Source organism: Acinetobacter sp. NigerLNRRAM0016 (assembly GCF_054112845.1).
The window spans coordinates 85,077-102,958 of record NZ_JBSYVT010000008.1 but is presented as its reverse complement, the minus strand read 5'-3'; the positions used below and the strand labels follow the sequence as shown (position 1 = coordinate 102,958).

Genomic DNA, 17,882 nt, shown 5'->3' with positions numbered 1-17,882 from the left:
TTCTTCTTCAGGTTCGCTATGACTACTCATGATTTAAACGAAAAAATTAAATGGATCGACTTATCACAAGCTGGTGTATATCTCGATGTACGGCGTGTTGGCCAGACGGATAGCCAATTACTCTTATTGGACGTTCAAAAAAAACTATCTAAAGAAAATTTGAATAACATTGGTTTTACACCGATGAAGTTTGAGGCTTATCCTCACTTTGACGGTCACTTGTATCAATACAATTTGAATGAAACGATCAAACCAAGACTGTTTCATGAAGTTTTGGGTATTCCAAAAGAATTTATCCGTAGTGTGCTTGCGACTCGCCAAGAATTGCATGATTTGTTCAATGCCCAAGCAAAAACATTGGTGCCACAACGATTGAACGTTGCGTTGAATAGTGCAACTCCACTCGGTTATAACTCTGATGGCAACAAAATCTATGCTTCAGCTCATAACCGTTTTTACGTGAATGCCCAAGGTACGCAAATACCTGAAGGTCCTAATGATCAGCCGTCTAGTCTGTACTTACGTGCGACCAAGCAAAAAGATTTAAAAGAATGCTTAAGAGGCTATATCTATCAATTAGAACATGAAACAAAGAGCCATAATCACCAGGACTTTTTAAAGTTTTTAGCTCTAATCACGCAAGCCAAAAATGCTGACGTTGATGTATCCAAGGTAACAGATAAACAGATCCATACTGCAGAAGAAGCGCTTGAAACAGTGATGGTCGAAAAGTTAGGTGAGCTTGATTTTACTGAGAGCTCATTTAAAACGAGTTTAGCGTTATACAATCGCATGCCGACTAAGACCATGCGAAACAATACGATTCGTATGTTACAGCAATATTCGACTCCAATCCCGATGTCACTTGTGGCTCAGCGCTTATTGATTGAGGGTGATAACCGAACAAAACAAAACTTTTCCGTGCTCGAGCCAACTGTGGGTAATGGATCTTTAATCGGTTTATTAACCCAAGAGCGTAATGCTTCTGTCTATGCGGTTGAGTTAGATCCCAAACGTGCTGAACGTACAAAAGCACTGACTCAAAATTATGAATGCACGGTTGTTACTGCAGATGCTACACAAATTGATTTTGAGCAAACGTTTAAGCAAAAAGTTGACTATGTGATTGCCAACCCTCCTTTTGGTGCTATGGATAAATTAGAACGTGTTGCACCAATTTTGGTTCAACAGCGTAACGGCGTAGATCCAAACCCATTATTGGTAGATCCATCAGAAAACGTCTGGTTCAGTACGGATAAATTGGACCATGCCATTCTGGTTAAATCACTAAACGCACGAAACGATCAAGGGCGTTCAGTTTTCATTATTGGCTCAGATAAACAGATTTCAGATGGTACGGTTGAGCGTAAATCAAAGAATTTACTCAATTATCTCTATAAGCATTATGAAGTTGAGGCGGTTGTAGAAATCCACGGCAATGCATATGCACGAAACGGCGCTAATCAAAATGTTCGTATGTTGGTGGTAGGCAATCGTAAAAATGAACAAGCGTTACTACAAACTTACCAATCTTCTGTGGTACCAGATAAGTTGAAAGTCATAACGGACTATGACGAACTTTGGGGATGGGCTAATAACGTAATCTATAAACGTTTGAATCCGAATAAGGATCTATACTTCAAGCCAACTACTCCGACTCCAGTTGAGCAACAAGCACCAGTGGTTGAACCTGTTGTTGAGGTTAAGCCTGTTGAAAAAGAAAATGACGATTTGTTTGCCAGTCTAGGTGATGAACAGCCTGTTTCGCCACTTGAAGATATTGCATCAAGTGTAACGCCTACGTCTGCAGTCACTATGTTTGATGAAGTCGTGGTCGCTAAAGAAGAAGAGATTAAGCAAGAGGAAGCTGTCAAACCAAAACCGATGTTTGGTCGTAAACCTAAATCAAAACCGAATAAAGTTTCTTTTGACTTCGGAACCGTTGAAGTTAGTACGCAAACAACCAGTTCAGATGATGATGTACCTACACCAACTGAAGCTACACCAACGTTTGAAAATGAAAATGACAATGATTTCGTGCCTGAGGTAAAGAATCCGCACGAGAACCAAAATCAGGATGAAGACCTTGACGATGACGTTAATCTTCAAGTAGGTGATACCACGGCGACCAATGAGGGTGAAACACCTGAACAAACACCAGCTGAAGAACCAGCGGTAGAGCAAGTAAAACAGGAACCGGGTTTAACTGCTGAAGAGATTGCTAAGTTAAATTCTGAATTAGCGATCGGTACTGAGCAAAAAGAAGAAGAACCGACTGTTGAATCTGACCAATCAAATTTACAGCCGATTGTTCCTGTTCCTAATGCTGAAAACACAACAGAACCAACTCCGGAAAATATATACCAAGTTAAGTATATACCGATGTCCATGGCATCTGAGCCAATTGCTTTAGTGGCTAAAAACCAGATTAAAGCGATTAATCAGGCAAATGCTCAATTGACTAAACACATCCAAAATGTATTAGGTTTTGGGGGTATCAATTTCCAAGCTGAAGTCGATAATGGTAACTACCCTACTCTTGTTGATGCCTATGTCGCTAAGAAATTGCAATATGACAATTTTGATGCACTAAAGTCCGCTTTTGCATGTGAACAGGTCGATGCGGTTGCCCATATCATTTTACGTTTTGACCAAAACTTACCTGTGCTTATTGGCGACCAGACGGGTTTAGGTAAAGGTCGTATTGCAGCTGCGTGTTTACGATATAGTGCGTTAAGAGGAAAGCCCCCTGTTTTCCTTACAGATACAACGCAACTCTTGAACGACATTTGGCGTGATATTGTTGCTACAGACAGTGACAAGTTCTTTAAAGATCCGTTTATCTTTAACTCGGATGCTGTGATTAACCGCTTTGGTACTGAAGAGGTTTTATTCACTGGCCAAGATCTGCCTAAGGAAATTGAAGATATTCCAGCGCAACATGACTTGGTATTGGCAACGTATAGCCAATTTAACCGACCAAACCGTAAACGTGCGTTATTGACTCGTTTTATTAATCAAGACACTGTTTTGGTGATGGATGAAACGCACCGTGCAGCATCCTTGAAATCAGCTACAAGTCAATTTTTCTTAGATGTTATTGATCAGACCAACCTAATTAATTTCCAGTCTGCATCGGCAATTAAGAAACCTGAAAATCTTGAATTCTTCCATAAATTGTTCCCTCGATCCGTATCTCGTAATGACTTACAAAAGGTTATCGATAATGCAGATGGTCCAATTTTGGAGTTTATTTCTGAAGGTTTGGTAGATAGCTCTGCAATGATTCGTAGAGAGCAAGATCTCTCGCACATTACCATTCAAACCTTTGTGCCAACTGAAGAGGAAATTAAGAAATTTCACAATTACTCAGATGTTCTTTCTGACATCTTGACGGACATGGTGAAATTTTCTAAAGACATTCGCCTCGATGCGCTAGAAAACATTGCCAATGATGATGATGCTGTTGCCAATTTAGACTTTCATCAGGATTCAGACGATCCGAAAAACCGTTTAAGTTTGAGTGTGATGAACTTTGGATCTCGAATGTACCAGATCCAAAAGCAATTCCTATTGGCATTGAAAACTGACTCTACAAGTGATGCTGTGATTCAGGCGTTACATGAGGGTAGAAAGCCCGTGATTGGTTTGGAAAATACGGGTGAGAGTCTATTCAACATTTTGATGCAAAGTCACATGGAAGCGATTTTAAAAGCAGATACGGCGCAAGACGTTACCGCTGATTCGCCTGAAAAAGAAAAAGCGTTTAATAACTTCAAGTCGGTATCGTCAGAAATTGAATTTCTTGAAAGTGAGCTTCAAAAACTCATGATCAAAGAAAACCGTGACGCTGGCGATGAAAAAGCAGCGAAAAATATTCAAAAGGAATTGACTAAGCTTGAAGATAAGCGCGGTAGCTATCTGCAAAGTCAAATTTCTGTTTTAGATGAACTCCCACAATTCCGTGACTTGCTTGAAGTGATGTTAGATCGCATCGATGTGGTGAAAGCTGAAGATAACTACGGTAACTCGTTCGTTAAGAAGCTCAGTACGGAAGTGACATTTAATGAAAACGGCGATCCAGTGGTAAGTCCGTATAAAATCATTTTGGATCGTATCAAAGAAAAGATTCAAAAGTTCCCTGACCTACCTTTGATGCCTTTGGACGTACTACGTAACAAGGTGACAAAAGCTGGCTTCAAGATTGATGAAATCTCTGGCCGTCAGATCCACTTAACGGAAACAAGAGACGGCAAATGGAAGGTTAATAAACAAGAGAACAATACGACACAAGGTAAGATTTTGGTTCAATCAAAATTCCAATCTGGTGAAATCGATGTTGTTATTGTGACTCGCTCTGGTTGTACGGGTATTTCTCTACATGCAGCCAAAAACCCTGATCCTACAATTCCATCGGATCACTTGCGCCAACGTGAGTTGTTTTTCTTGCAAAAACCTGAGAACTCTACCGATACGATTCAGATGATCGGTCGTGTGGGTCGCCGTGGTGAAGAATCACATCCGATTATGACGACAGTAGATTCGGGTATTCCAGCAGAAACACGTATGCACTTAATGATGATGCGTAAACTGTCTACCCTATCAGCGAACGTCTCTGCCAACTCAGAAACCAAGTTTAACGAAAACGATTATCCTGACATGCTCAACTACATTGGCAACCGGGTAGCGTTGGACTATTTAAAAAATAACGTAAACTTGGCGAACACACTTGATATTGATATTTCGGATGATGAAAAAGGACCATCATATCGCACGGCGCAAAACTATCATGTGAACCAGTTGCTATCTAAACTGATTTTGATGCCGATTAGTCAGCAAGAACAGGTTTATCAAGACTTGGTTGTTGACTATAACGATAAGATCCGTGAATTAGACTTGTTGGGTCGTAACCCTCTCAAGACCAACTTTTTAGACTGGAAAGCTAAAAAAGTCCGTGAGTTTGAAGTGAAGGACAACTTCTTTACCGTGACTTCAGAAACAGAAGCAGCCAAGATCAATACCTTTGATCTACCTGTGCGTTTTGAAGGTCTGCAATACATTGAACATGTTGAGCCATTACGTGCTGACAATCTAAAACTCATGTTCAAAGAAAGTGATGATTATCTGGTGCGTCAATTTAAACGTATCAATGAAAACATCAATGAAACGGTACACGGACTACTACACTATGCCTATAACTTTGAGGCATTGATGTACCAAAAATATGAAGGCTTTGCTAAGCAAAAGTTATTTTTCAAAAATGGGCAAATGCGTGGTGAAGTGATTCGTGATTATCGACACGAAGTATTTGATCATTTCGGTGTTGTTGAAGCCAATGTAAAACACATTGATGATATTCAATTTCGTAAACCTGATGATCACTCTGCAGATGCTTTTGAAAAAGTAGCTGAAGCGGTTTATCTTGCCAATGATCCTATTTTGACCTCTAACTTTGATCGCATGTATCGAATTGTTCAGGATCTAAAATTCTTGGCTCGTTCTATGGAAAGGAACGAAAAAGAAGGTCATTCAGCGCATGGGTTATTGTTCCTTATCTCAAAACCTAGTCTTTTTGATGATGAAGTGACGCCAGATCACAAAACAGGTGCTTTGCTACGTCTAGACCTACCGCCGTTACGTGTAGGTGCAATCACACCGAATGCGGTTAAGCTTGATTTGGTTTACCCTGGTGATAAGAAGTCGTTTAAAGTTCCACTGATCAATTACACCATGCAAAATGCCAAGCAAGACTTGGATTGGGTAGCTCCAGTGAGTGAAAAAGGACGTATTATCCTAAAACGCTTCAATCCTGAATTTTATTCTTATGCTGATGTGAATAGACGTCATGTTGAGGATCGTCAACCCTTGGTGAACTTATTTACTGAACAAAACAATTATTCCCGTTATACGCGTACCTATTTTGAGAAAGCGCCGTCTGGTGATGTCACACGACAAGCGATTACCTTAACGGGCAATATGTTCAAGGCACATAAGATTGTCAGCTCACTAGATCTACGACATTCAACCGTTATATTTACCGATGCTGATGGTATGCGTAACCGTGCGTTATTATTGCCATCAAATACACCAACTGACTTGTTTGAAAGCTCTCTTGAAAACCAAGTGACGTTTAAGCAAGTTAAAGAGATTGCGAACTTCTTTAATCAATTGCCTGTAAACATTGATTTCAACCGCAATAACTATGTGGGTACTAAGGTTAATTTCCCGTACAAGAAAGCAAGTATTGAGTTCTACTACAACGGGTCAGACTGCTTTAATGTGACGGTGAAATCTGTTGCAAAACAGTTCAATCGCTTTATGTCGAATACCAACGTATTCCATGATCCTAAAGGCGGTAAAACAGATGAATCGTTGAACATCCACTTTACTGAGCCAGGCCGTAATGAGTTTAGATTTGCGCTTGATCTCAAGGATGTTGAACGCTTTGTTGACGAGCTGGACAGTACAACCAAAATTGAAGCTGCCTTTTTGGATTTAAAATCTAAGCTTCCTGATGGTAATGATTACTTTTTAAATGAAATTAACCGTATGCTTAATCCTCCAGAAGAGCCAGCTTATAAGGCTGAGTTACCTAAGGGTAAAACCTTAGATAACGATCAAGAAATCCAGCAATTATCTTTCTAAAACCCTCCCTTAAAAGGTATATACCAGACCATACGTGAATAACAATTACGTGTGGTCTAGTTCGTATATACCATGTATCATATCCGTGACGATCACATTGACGTTTTAAAAAACAAATACAGGTATTTTATGTGCAACTCTAATCCCTTAGAGGAATCTTCTAATAACTCAGATTTAGTGGATTTTGACAGTGAATTAGACATCACAACTGGTTTTAATTCTGACTTTAAAGAAGACTTTATTTGGAATGTTGATACAGATTCTAAAAAGGACTCTTAAAACCAGGAAGGCCACCTGTCATAAGGATCAAATATGGACCAAAGCCCTAAACAAGATAATTTTGACGAGCAAACACTTGATCAACTGCAAGACGGCCAATCATTAACTTTCAATGAGGGCCTGGAACAGTGGGATGATTTAAGTTTGGACGGCGTGGAATTTCAATCCATCCAGCCTACGCCACAACAAAACAATGTTGCACAAGATCAATCGCAACAATACCAGTCTGAACCATATCCCAATGATCCCCTATCTGAACCTCCATTAATGGAAGAACCGCCAGTCATGCAAGATGATGGGTATCAAAATAATCAGTATGATCAGTATGAACAATATGATCAGCCTATGGGCGGTAACTCTGTACCTCCTGGGCACCCAGATTATGATTACGCTCCCCCTCTTGAAGATACTCGGTTGAACGATGATGAACCGATGTTTTTTGACGAAGGTGATTATGAGCGTAGTAGTTACCCGAATTACGAGAATGAACGGTCCATCATTCCTGAAAACACGTTTGATCTTTCCGCTGTCACTGTCAATGATTTAGCTGAACTTGATCCTGTTCTGATTGGTAAAGTATTTGATGCACTTGAGCAAAGAGAGCCAGCCAGTCAATTAGAATTCTTTGCAGACATCGGGCTTGATCTGCAGAATGATGATGATCTTAAGTTTATTGCGGCTCTGAATAAAATCCAGACTAAAAACGCACTGGACCAAGGATTAGGCAATATTGCTGAAAATAACAGTTCATTGCCAGTTGAAGACCGTGTTTATACAACTGCAGACTCTAAATTATACCTATCAGACAATGATCCTGATTTCCTCCTTTCCAAAGAAGAGAATCCATTTGAAGCCGTTCAAGTGGCTGAAAAAACCCTATTTAACTTTGAGACAAAATCTTTTATCACTCAGCCCTACTATGGTTTAAGCCTGAAGGGTGCAACTAAAGAAAATGCCCTCAACTTCCTGAGTAATCGTCAATTCGCGATTGAAGGCCTGATTAACCAAAACCAAGTCGTGCGTGAAGCAAAACAGCAGATCTACAACGAAGTTACGGGTGCACCGAATACCTATTTTTCAGGTGAATTAACCGATAAAAACCAAATTAACGCATTGATGCGCCAAGTGCGTGACTTTTGCTTAATTCGTGGGATTGAAGCTGAAGAACTTGGCTTAGTGCCAAAATCTATCGTCATGGATCAATGGCGTGTGAATAGCGACCATACAGCTGCTCGACTTGAACAACTTGAGATTCACTATCTTGAATTCAATACGGACACGTTAACCAAGGAAGTAATTCAGTTATTAGAAACCCGTGAACATAGCGACCAGTTACAAGCTGCTCTACTTTTGAAAGAACATAAAGAAAATCAGAAGACTAAAGAGACAGTAAAGGAAGATGTTGAATCAGCTGATCCGAATGCACCAAAAGGTACACCAAAGAGCACATTAAACATTGCTGGTGGTCCACAAGACAAAGCAAGTTTGGCTGCAAGTAGCGTTGCCTCTAAAAGCTTTAAGGATATGCGAAATGAGGAAGGTAACGAACGTCCTCCTTTAGCGCGTGAAAATAGCCACGGCCATCCACGAACGGTCGCTGATGAACTCGCTGCGCTCAGTGCAAAAATGATTGCAGTCATGATTGAACTGGTTAAGAAAACAATCAAGTTGATCATTGCAGCGATTATGGCCATGTTCAACAAGAACAAAAGCCTTGATAACCTGAAAAACATTTGGGATAAACCAATCAATCCTGATGTTACCGTTAAAAGTAACCATCCAGACGCACAACAACCCGAACAGCTTGCCAATACAGCCGATAAATCAAAATTGACTGAACTTGGTAAGAATGCCGATATTTTAAAACCGATCTCTAAAGAGCAAATGTTGCCTCTTTTAAACGATCCATATACCACTCAACTGAATAAAGACCGTGACGGCGTTACCTTAGAAGAATTCGATCTAAATGTCGGTAAAGTCTATGCCATTGACGGTGAACAATACATCGTGATTGATGTAGTCGGTAAGGATTCTGTCGAAGGTGTTGAATCCTCTACCCCATTTATCAAACTAGTTAAAGAAGCAGATTTACCGCCTCAAGTGGAAGGTAGCGATGCACCTACCCCGATTACGCCGTTCTATTTAGAAGCGATTGAAGACAAAGTAACGTTTCTCTCAATTGAAGAACTGCATGAAGGCATTAAGTCTGAAAAGATCCATGAGTTTGAAGGTCGCTTTTTTGAACCCATTTGTTCTCAGTACTTAGAACAAGCACGTATGTTCCTTGGTGCCGAATATCCATTAGGGCAAGATCCAGAACAAATGACTGAAGAAGCCAAAGCTTCATACAAAGATCAGTTTATTCAACGTGCCTATCAATCAGGTCAAATAATTTCGGATCAAGTAAAGAAAGTCAAATCTAAACTTTCAAACCTTTTGGGTAAGTTTAAAGGCAATACTGCAGAACAGTCGGCAACTCAATCAGCACCGCAAAGCCAAGACCAAAACAATGACGGTAAACCAATGAACCCTTATGACAGTATTTATGTTGATCATGATTCTGACTTAGAAGCATTCTTTAAAGACCGTCACAACAATGTTTCTTATGCTGAAATTGAACAGTTTGTCGGTATGGTTTATGAAGATGAAACAACCCAAACCAATATGGTTGTTTTGGATATAGCTTCCGATAATCTGGATAAACGTGCGATCGTTGTGCCTCTTTCGGTGATTGAAGATCTCGAAAATATCACTGAACAAGATGTGCTTTATCTTAAAGACATCGTGAATGAATCCTCTACCGTTCCACTGTATGAGCTGGAGTCTGTCGAGCCGATAGACGAGTTAAATGCGCTTGGTAAATTTTCAAGTGAATATTTAGACAAGCTCAAAGCCGATACCATCAACAATACTGCAGAACAGACTAATACTTATGCCAGATCTGCCGAACGTGAACTTGAACTTTCAAAAATGATTTTGGAAGGCAAGCTCAGTGTTGTAGGTGCCATGGTGAAAACGGATTACGGTCAATTCGTGGTACTGACTTCAGATTCGGAAGGTCATAAATCAATTGCACCCGAATACAACGCCGTGGCCATTACTAACCTTGATCGTCAAATTACCACGGAAGATATTATTAATGCCGGTATTACAACGATACCGCGTAAAGATATTTTAGAGTGGAATACTGTCACGGCGCTCAATGAAGAATCTGCCAATCAGGTGACTTATTTAGATCCTGAAGTTTACCAGGCAGTAAGTAATGCAATTCATCAAAATCGCGAAAAAGAATTGATTCAAACTTTGAGTACGTTACAACCCTCTGCAGCACTCAATAGCATCGGTTCAAAAATCATTACGCAAGATGGCAATACATATATTGGTCTATGCGCCAAAGATGATGGCAAATCAGGCGAGTACTACGCCGTAAAAGCTCCAGATAATCAACTCTCCCCGATTGGCGCAAGCTATATCAATGATGTTGGTGTTGAAGTCATTAGCCGTAGTCAAATTGCTGAATTTCAGAATGCGGAAAATAATCAGCAACAACTAATCAGCCATGATGTGTTTGTTACATTGCTAAATGCAGTCAATAACAGCAATGAACAAGAAGTACTTCACCTCTTCTCTAACTTGGACCAGGTGAAACAACAAATTAAAGATTCGTTATTCAGCGAAAAGGAAAGTGAAAAAGTGATTGAACAAAATCAATTTATTGAACAACTGAAAAACAATAACCTTGTGAAAGCCGATCACATTAACGCGCTTAATCAAATTGCTGATCAGATTCAAAATACGCAACTGAAAAATGTTGTTAAAGGTATGGCCTCAACCGTTGTTGCGCCTGAAAACTCTCAAAACGAGATGTATGTTCAAAGCTTTCTACATCTCAACCAACGCCTAGACACGTTACAACAAGATTTAAAGCTTCAAGCAGCATCAAATCTTATGAATGCTGAATATAAGCAACTTTTTGAATGTATGGATGATCATCTAGTACTACCTACTGCGTATGGTGATGCCAAGTTTGTAAACCTTAATAGTGTTGAGCCTCGTATTGTTGAATTTAGAAACTCGGCTGAAACAGGTCAAATCTTTGACAGCTTCAACGCCGTGATTGCCGAAACAGGAAACGTGGAAATTGCGCTTCAGCACTTAAAGCAAGAGATCTTAACCGATCACTATATCGCTGCGATTCATGAGGATGTGAAGTTACACCGTCTAGAACAGCAAGACATGGAAAAAATCAAAGAAGTGAATCAGATCCTTGAAGCTGATTTTGATAAAACTGGCCTACGCTTAGAAGCGCTCCAAGATGGTTTGAATCTCAATACTAAAAACTACTTAGACCAAGTAAAGCTTGAGAAAAATACGACATCTCAATTTTTGAGTGACCTTGATAAGCATATAGATTTAGAAGTCGCACGTAGAAACGATCATGACAATGATCAAACATTGGGGCGTTAATCATGGATTTCTATAAAAACGTAACTGGCGACATCGATGCGATGATTGCTTTTGATAAAATCTTAGGTGGTTTTGGTCAAAATACAGTGAATACCACGCGTGAGCGTGTTCAAACCAACTCTAAGCATGAAAAGGTAGAGCGTGAGATTGAAGGTGCCAGTCCGTACCTTAAAAGCGATTATGAGCTATTTGTCGAGCATCACAATATGTTGATGCAAGAGTATCGGGCAACTCAGCTACATTTACGCAACATCTTAGAAAAGAAAAATGAGGTTAAAAGCATTCAAAAGCTTGCGGATCTCTGCGAACGGCACCAGTGCTCCAACATCGCTCAATTATTCGTTGAGAAAAATGAAGATGAATATGTATTGCAATGCTTTCAAGACTTTCAGCAAGACTTAGAAAACAATAATGCTCTCCGAAAAGACTTTAATCACTTTTCAGACTCGTTTGAAGCCTACCGATACAATATGGAGATCTGTAATAAGCTTTCTGGTATCGATCAGCCGTTTACCCTTGAACGTCCGAATGACAGACAGTTGAATTTCGTTATCCATAGTCATGAAAATATCAATAAAACATTGTTGGACTATCAGGCGAAGATCATTGAGCAACAAACAACTGTAGACCAGCTCAAGCAAGATGCTTCCTATACTGCCCTATTTCCGATCGCAACCAATGATAAGAACATGTTCTCAATTGCAGCGACCGAAGTTTATGTAGAACAGTCACCAAAATATCAAGACTATCTTAAGGTCATTAAAAATGAGCTTAAGAACATAAACGAAACGGGTAAAAATACGTTTAGTCAGCATTACAAAGATACTATTACGCAAAGCAATCTTGAAAACGTTAAAACTAAAGAAAGCGCTTCAACTTATAGCAATGGGTTTTAATTAATTTTAAATAAAAACATTTAGGGTGTTTTAAGATAGAATCTAAATACCCTTTAATGGAGTTAAACATGATTCAAACTAAAATCACTGAACCGACAAGAACGCCGTTTAATCCTCATGGTTTTGCAGATGCAACGCCTTTACATGCGTTTTACTTGGAATTATTAGAAAAGGGATTAATCCATAAAGCTCTTGAAGAAGGTAATTTGGAATTTGAAAACCAAAACTTGTTCATGACGATCGATTGGGAATCAATAGACGTTCAAATGGATGCTTATACGTTTGATGTGAAATTAGATATTGTATGTGGCGTCATACTTGATGAACAAAAAGTCACGAATAGCATTCAAGTGTTTATTAATGAGCAAACTTTGTTTATAGCTTCAGCTAAAACCTTTAACCCTAAATCTGGTCTAACGCAAAGTCTTAACTTTGATATTCCTTTACGTGTTTTAAGTCAAATGGGCTATTACGCCCTACCTCTCAAAGAGGACTAAATCGTGGGAATGAGCATAGAAAGCCAAAACATAGCATTGTCTCAAGAGCCTACAACCTTTGTACCAGAAGCTTTTGTACACTCTATTAACTACTTTTGTCAGACCTTAGAGAACACTTTTCATTTTGATAAGCGTTCACTCAATTTCTTTGAACCAGGTACACCAAAAGAATACGGCTTGTATCTTACTGAACAGCATTGCCTTGTTTTTTTGAATGCTTGCAGTAGTGGCTATCTTGGCGAAACACGCAAAGTTACCAGCTTCACCGCTTTTGTGCTTTTAAATCAAAAAAATAATGAATCTGAAATGCTCGACATCACGTTAAACGATCCAAAACGTGTAGAGGAACATTTCAAAACTGCGTCTAAAGATCAGATCAATATTTACTTAAAGAACGTGCATGAATTAAGTAATTTTCTGAAAAATAAGTACTCGGATTCAGGTTTTTTAAAAGATATTGTGACTGAGGAAGGTTTTTCTAAAACCCTAAAGCCATCGGTTTTACAGGAATGCTTAAAAGAGGAAGTAGAGCTAATTAATACTTTAATGTGTTTGGTTAGTACTCAGTTTATATATATTACGACAGCTATTATTTTTAAGCGTCCTATTTTAAAAGAATTCATAAAACTATGTTTAACCAATGAGAAGTATATACTACAATATGGTGAAGAATGGTATTATGATTCTATATATAAGTTCGCTAAAAGGATATATGAGTTAAAACACCTTATAGCTACCTTATATTTAAGTAGTGAAGCTGTAGTAAAAGATGTTGTAGTGCTTTGCGAACTTGCTTCTAAAAAACATTAATCATAACTCTTTTAAAGGGCTAGATATGCGTAACAATCACAAGAAAGCTAAAAGGCTACAACAAGTTCGGGGCAAGACTTTAAGGACTAACCCTAATCTACAAAATGTTAAGCCAGCTTTTAAAACTAAAAGTGCTTTAAGCATTTTTGTTGCTACCGTTATTGGGTGTTCAAGTGCTATTGCAGTTCAACAAAGTTCCGTTGCTTCTGTTACCAGTAATACTCAAAACATGGGTAACTTAAACATCGCAACATCATCGACCATTGCAAGTAGCTCTGGTGGTGATACGCCTTTGTCGAATTCAAATAGCGGATATTATTCGTCTACCAGTTCTAATTCGTCATTCAACTCTACTGCTGCTGAAAACAACTTCATGGCGGTTAAAAAAGGTGAACAAGCAGCTGCTCAAAACATTCAAACCAATATTGAATCATGTGCAACTGATGGGATCGGTAAAGTCGTTAAAGACAACTTAGATCTACAAATGACGGTTTGGGGTCGTCCAATCGATATTAACAAAATGTTCAGTCCAGCTAGTCAAGGTGGCTGTTTTGCTGACATCGGTAAAATCATTGACCTTTCTGTGACTATTCCATCACTTGATACAATCATCAATGCAGCGCAACAAATGGTTGTCGATTACGCGACTAAAAAAGCGTGTGACGCAATGAAAACTGCAAGTACTGAACTTGTTGGCCCATTGAATGATGTTATAGGTGAAATCAACAAAGCTGGTCAATATACTGATGTATCGGGTGCGCTTGGTACTGCTGTGAATGGTCAACTTGGTAAACTTGATCCTGGTCTAGTTATGCCTAGCGGTGCTTTTGAGGGTGGAGATACTTATACAATCAATGGTAGTAGCTCGACTAGTCCAGTTTCTTATTCAACTGATCAAAAAGCCAGTACTAGCACACCGTCTAACGCAAAAACTTCAAGTTCAGAATCTACTTCTGTCACCCAATCAATTAAAGACTTTTTCTCTTAAGTTGGGGGTGGTATGAAAAATAGAAATAATCTGCGTAAAAGAAGAATTACTGTTAATCAGTTTTCACCTGTTAAAGCAATTGCGGTGGGTACTTTAACGGTTGGTCTATTATCCGTACCACTTTTTACCAATGCTTTTAGTCTTGGCACTATCCTTTCTGAGCTTGCAATACAAGCTCAGCAATTGATGGTACGTTCTGCTGTGCGTGTATCTACTCAACAAACAGCGGTCAGTGCAAATCAAATTGTTGATAACCAAACGCGTGATTCAGAAATGATCGTTGCTGGTATTCAAAGTGTCGATAAAAATATTGAGATCAAAAAAGCGATTTTAAATTCTGGTACGAATGCTGCCCTCCCTGATTCAGCTTTTTGTACGGCTCTTGAAGAACGTGAACAAACCGATCTCAATAGAAACTTAAAAGACTTTAACGTTTCTAAATACATGCAAGATGTTTCAGGGAAACTTTTCTCAAATTCAACAGATGAAGCAACCTCACCATATGCGTTTCACTTGGCGACCTCGTGTGGCGTAGAAGAAGCAAAAATGGGTGTCTGTAATTTGATTCCAAATGGTCTGCAGTATGGCGACATTGATACTGCTTTTGTTTTTTCTCGTTCTCGACTTTCTGAACAGCAAGCGACTGTTGCATTGAACTACTCGTCAATTGCATCTAACAACGTTGTTCCAGTCGGATTGATGGAATGCTCTTCATCAACTTGCGTTGATTTTCAAAATAAATACATGGCTGGAAGTACTCTTTCATCACTGGCTAACTATTCGGTGGCTAATAATGTGATGCAACGCACTACACCAAACTCCAATGCTTCAGCCAAATTCTTTGAGTAATGACTATGAGAAAGCGTAAAAATACTTTAAGACAGCCTAAAGGAAAATCAAAGTTTGTACCTGTCATTTTAGGTGCAACTTTGGTGATTAGTAGTCCTGTTTTTGCTGAATGGGCTACGGTTGGTTTGGGTACGATTATGAGCGAGATGTCTTCTCAGATTCCTAAGCATGCAAGCAACCAAGCAAATGATATTCAACAAGTATCTCAAAGTACCCGTAGAAAGTTAGATGATTCGACTGAAAACATCGTTGCAGCGCTTAAAGTTGCGGTGAAGCAAAAGGCGCAAGCTGCTAACCAAATTACCGATGCGACAACTAAAAACACCCAAACTATTGCCTCTGGTATTCAAGCGCTTTTACAGTCAGATACCATGAAAAAAGCACAATTTGCTTATGGCGCCAATACTGGTCAAGGCTTTAAGTCTTGTGAGGTTTTGGCTGAAAATACAAATATGTCGAGTGCATCTGGTCAAGTGATTGATCAAGCAGCTGATATGGCGACTCAAACTTCTCAAGTCGGCGGTAAATTAGTTGGCTCTCAACAGGAAGTGATTAATCAACGCCTAAACGTGCATAAAGCTGAATTCTGTACGGTTGCTGAAGCACAAGCTGGTCAATGTACGTTGTCTAAATTACCGGGTGGCGATACCAATGCTTCCCTACTGTTTAAGTCTGTTGCACCTGGTTCAAAAGAAGCTCTTGCAAGACATTACGTGCGTGAAAACATTTTAGGTACACCAGATAAATCATTGTCTAATGCAACGGCACGTACTCCAGCTGGTCGAGATTATTTGCAAGCAACAAACCAAAAAACAGCTTTACTTGCTATGCCAGCGTATAGCTTGGCGGTTATTGACGCGCAAAATACAAAATCATTCAAAGATATTGACGGCAAAATGGTGTCTGCCAACGATTTGATCGACCAAACAATCGCACGTTACTACGGTGGTCCTGAAGCTAAAAAATGGCAAATGGCGATGGCGATGCAAGATCCACGCGGTCTACTTAAAGAAGCCAATATCATTAACGGTGTTTCTGTTTATTTAGATCTTCAAACTTACAAGCAAAGTTTGCGTGAAGAAGGTTTATTGTCTGCATTACTTTTAGCGAAATCTCAGCCGATAAAAGATGATGTGAAAACGAAATACGGCCAGTCAGTGAAAGTTAAGCTTTCACAAACTATGCCTCAATTTTAAGGAGACTAAATAATGCGTACTCCGAAAAGAACATCACGTAAAGTTATGAAAGCGCCACAAGCGCACGGCTCTCGTTCAAAAATTAGTGCACTCGGTTTAACCCTCGCCATTATTAGCGGTTCTGCATCTGCTTATTACTGTGCTTCCGTGGGCAACCCGATGGCAGTAAATACCTTGAATATGCTTATTCAACAGGCTGATGCGGTGGAAAGCGCTGCGTTACGTGCGTTGGACACAAACTTATCTTTGGGCATTAAAAAGCAACAAGATGATGTGACGGCAGCGATTAAGATCCTGACGAAACAAGAGGCTGTATCTGCTCAAGGTATTTCAGATAACGCACATAAAAACGCACAAAGTCTTGTAACGGCGTACCAAGCTGTTAAACAAAGTGAGCAAATGAAAAAAGCTCAATTTGAGTTTGGTGCACATGGCCAAGCATTTAAAGCGTGTGAAGTTTTAGGCGATCGTGAACAAGCTCAACAAGACAATAAATCTGCTGATAGTTCAATTTTAAATAAAGTTGGCTCTGAAGTGGTTGCTGCGCCTGGTGTCTACATGAACCCTCACAAAGCACAAGAAGCTATGTTACAAGCTCATAATGAGTTTTGTACCACTTCTCAGGCTGCGTCTGGACTATGTGGTGCTGCTGGTGAAAATGCTGGTCTAAGTTTACAAGCTTCAACTTTATTCACGACTGCAGCGCCAGACACGGCGATGGCTCGTGCTCAAAATGCATTGATCAACAACATGGTTGGTCTACCTGATGCTCCAATTGACGGTAGAATTGCGAAAACATCTGCTGGTCAAGATTATGTGATGGCTAAACTGGCGAAAGATGCTTTAACTTCTCCAGCAATTACCTCTTTGAAAGCAATTCAAGCGCAATACTCCCCTGTTGCTGGTGGTGGTACCAATAGTCATGATTCAAGTACCAAACTTGCACCGATGCAACACTTGGAAAAAAGTGTCTCTCGTTATTTAGGTTCAGGGCAAGATTACAAAGACTTTGCTAAATCACAAGCGATTAAAGATGAACGTGGTTTGATGGTCGATGGTTTAATTCAAAGTACTGAACGCTTGAACTTGCAATATCAACAATACAAGTCAAATGAACGTAAAGAAGCGGTATTGGCTGCGCTAGTTTCTGCTGAAAGCAAATTAACTGACGGCTCAATTGAAGTGACTGATCGTTCTAAGTCTACGGGTAACATTCGTAGGATTGCACTTTCACAAGCAATGGCAAGTAAATAGC

The 17,882-nt window shown here is 39.5% G+C and carries 9 protein-coding genes; all 9 read left to right on the top strand.

Annotated elements, in window-relative coordinates:
• The first annotated feature begins 18 nt into the window (after positions 1 to 18).
• The gene (locus ACWQ4X_RS07515; protein WP_262450250.1) at positions 19 to 6,645 is read left to right on the top strand and encodes a strawberry notch C-terminal domain-containing protein; all 6,627 of its coding nucleotides are present in this window, start codon (positions 19 to 21) and stop codon (positions 6,643 to 6,645) included.
• Between the two features lie 312 nt (positions 6,646 to 6,957).
• A complete protein-coding gene (locus tag ACWQ4X_RS07510) occupies positions 6,958 to 11,391 on the top strand; it encodes a hypothetical protein (protein ID WP_120364232.1) in 4,434 nt (1,477 codons plus the stop codon).
• Positions 11,392 to 11,393: 2 nt separating this feature from the next.
• Positions 11,394 to 12,287 carry a hypothetical protein gene (locus tag ACWQ4X_RS07505; RefSeq protein WP_032055064.1) on the top strand — a complete coding sequence of 298 codons (894 nt, stop codon included), beginning with the start codon at positions 11,394 to 11,396 and terminating at the stop codon, positions 12,285 to 12,287.
• Between the two features lie 68 nt (positions 12,288 to 12,355).
• The gene (locus tag ACWQ4X_RS07500) at positions 12,356 to 12,784 is read left to right on the top strand and encodes a hypothetical protein (RefSeq protein WP_005028693.1); all 429 of its coding nucleotides are present in this window, start codon (positions 12,356 to 12,358) and stop codon (positions 12,782 to 12,784) included.
• A 9-nt stretch (positions 12,785 to 12,793) separates the two neighbouring features.
• On the top strand, positions 12,794 to 13,594 hold the full coding sequence (locus tag ACWQ4X_RS07495; protein WP_024160804.1) for a hypothetical protein: 801 nt from the start codon (positions 12,794 to 12,796) through the stop codon (positions 13,592 to 13,594).
• Positions 13,595 to 13,619: 25 nt separating this feature from the next.
• A complete protein-coding gene (locus tag ACWQ4X_RS07490) occupies positions 13,620 to 14,582 on the top strand; it encodes a hypothetical protein (protein ID WP_005028689.1) in 963 nt (320 codons plus the stop codon).
• A 12-nt stretch (positions 14,583 to 14,594) separates the two neighbouring features.
• Complete coding sequence (locus tag ACWQ4X_RS07485; RefSeq protein WP_005028686.1) at positions 14,595 to 15,431, top strand: hypothetical protein; 837 nt, start codon at positions 14,595 to 14,597, stop codon at positions 15,429 to 15,431.
• Between the two features lie 5 nt (positions 15,432 to 15,436).
• Complete coding sequence (locus tag ACWQ4X_RS07480; RefSeq protein WP_005028684.1) at positions 15,437 to 16,627, top strand: hypothetical protein; 1,191 nt, start codon at positions 15,437 to 15,439, stop codon at positions 16,625 to 16,627.
• Positions 16,628 to 16,639: 12 nt separating this feature from the next.
• Positions 16,640 to 17,881, top strand: coding sequence for a hypothetical protein (locus tag ACWQ4X_RS07475; RefSeq protein ID WP_005028681.1), 1,242 nt, complete (start codon positions 16,640 to 16,642; stop codon positions 17,879 to 17,881).
• Position 17,882 lies beyond the last annotated feature (1 nt).

What these genes read in the sequence shown, in the direction of transcription:
- ACWQ4X_RS07515 (WP_262450250.1), top strand. Translation starts at nt 19, where the DNA reads ATGACTACTCATGATTTAAACGAAAAAATTAAATGGATCGACTTATCA.
- ACWQ4X_RS07510 (WP_120364232.1), top strand. Translation starts at nt 6,958, where the DNA reads ATGGACCAAAGCCCTAAACAAGATAATTTTGACGAGCAAACACTTGAT.
- ACWQ4X_RS07505 (WP_032055064.1), top strand. Translation starts at nt 11,394, where the DNA reads ATGGATTTCTATAAAAACGTAACTGGCGACATCGATGCGATGATTGCT.
- ACWQ4X_RS07500 (WP_005028693.1), top strand. Translation starts at nt 12,356, where the DNA reads ATGATTCAAACTAAAATCACTGAACCGACAAGAACGCCGTTTAATCCT.
- ACWQ4X_RS07495 (WP_024160804.1), top strand. Translation starts at nt 12,794, where the DNA reads ATGAGCATAGAAAGCCAAAACATAGCATTGTCTCAAGAGCCTACAACC.
- ACWQ4X_RS07490 (WP_005028689.1), top strand. Translation starts at nt 13,620, where the DNA reads ATGCGTAACAATCACAAGAAAGCTAAAAGGCTACAACAAGTTCGGGGC.
- ACWQ4X_RS07485 (WP_005028686.1), top strand. Translation starts at nt 14,595, where the DNA reads ATGAAAAATAGAAATAATCTGCGTAAAAGAAGAATTACTGTTAATCAG.
- ACWQ4X_RS07480 (WP_005028684.1), top strand. Translation starts at nt 15,437, where the DNA reads ATGAGAAAGCGTAAAAATACTTTAAGACAGCCTAAAGGAAAATCAAAG.
- ACWQ4X_RS07475 (WP_005028681.1), top strand. Translation starts at nt 16,640, where the DNA reads ATGCGTACTCCGAAAAGAACATCACGTAAAGTTATGAAAGCGCCACAA.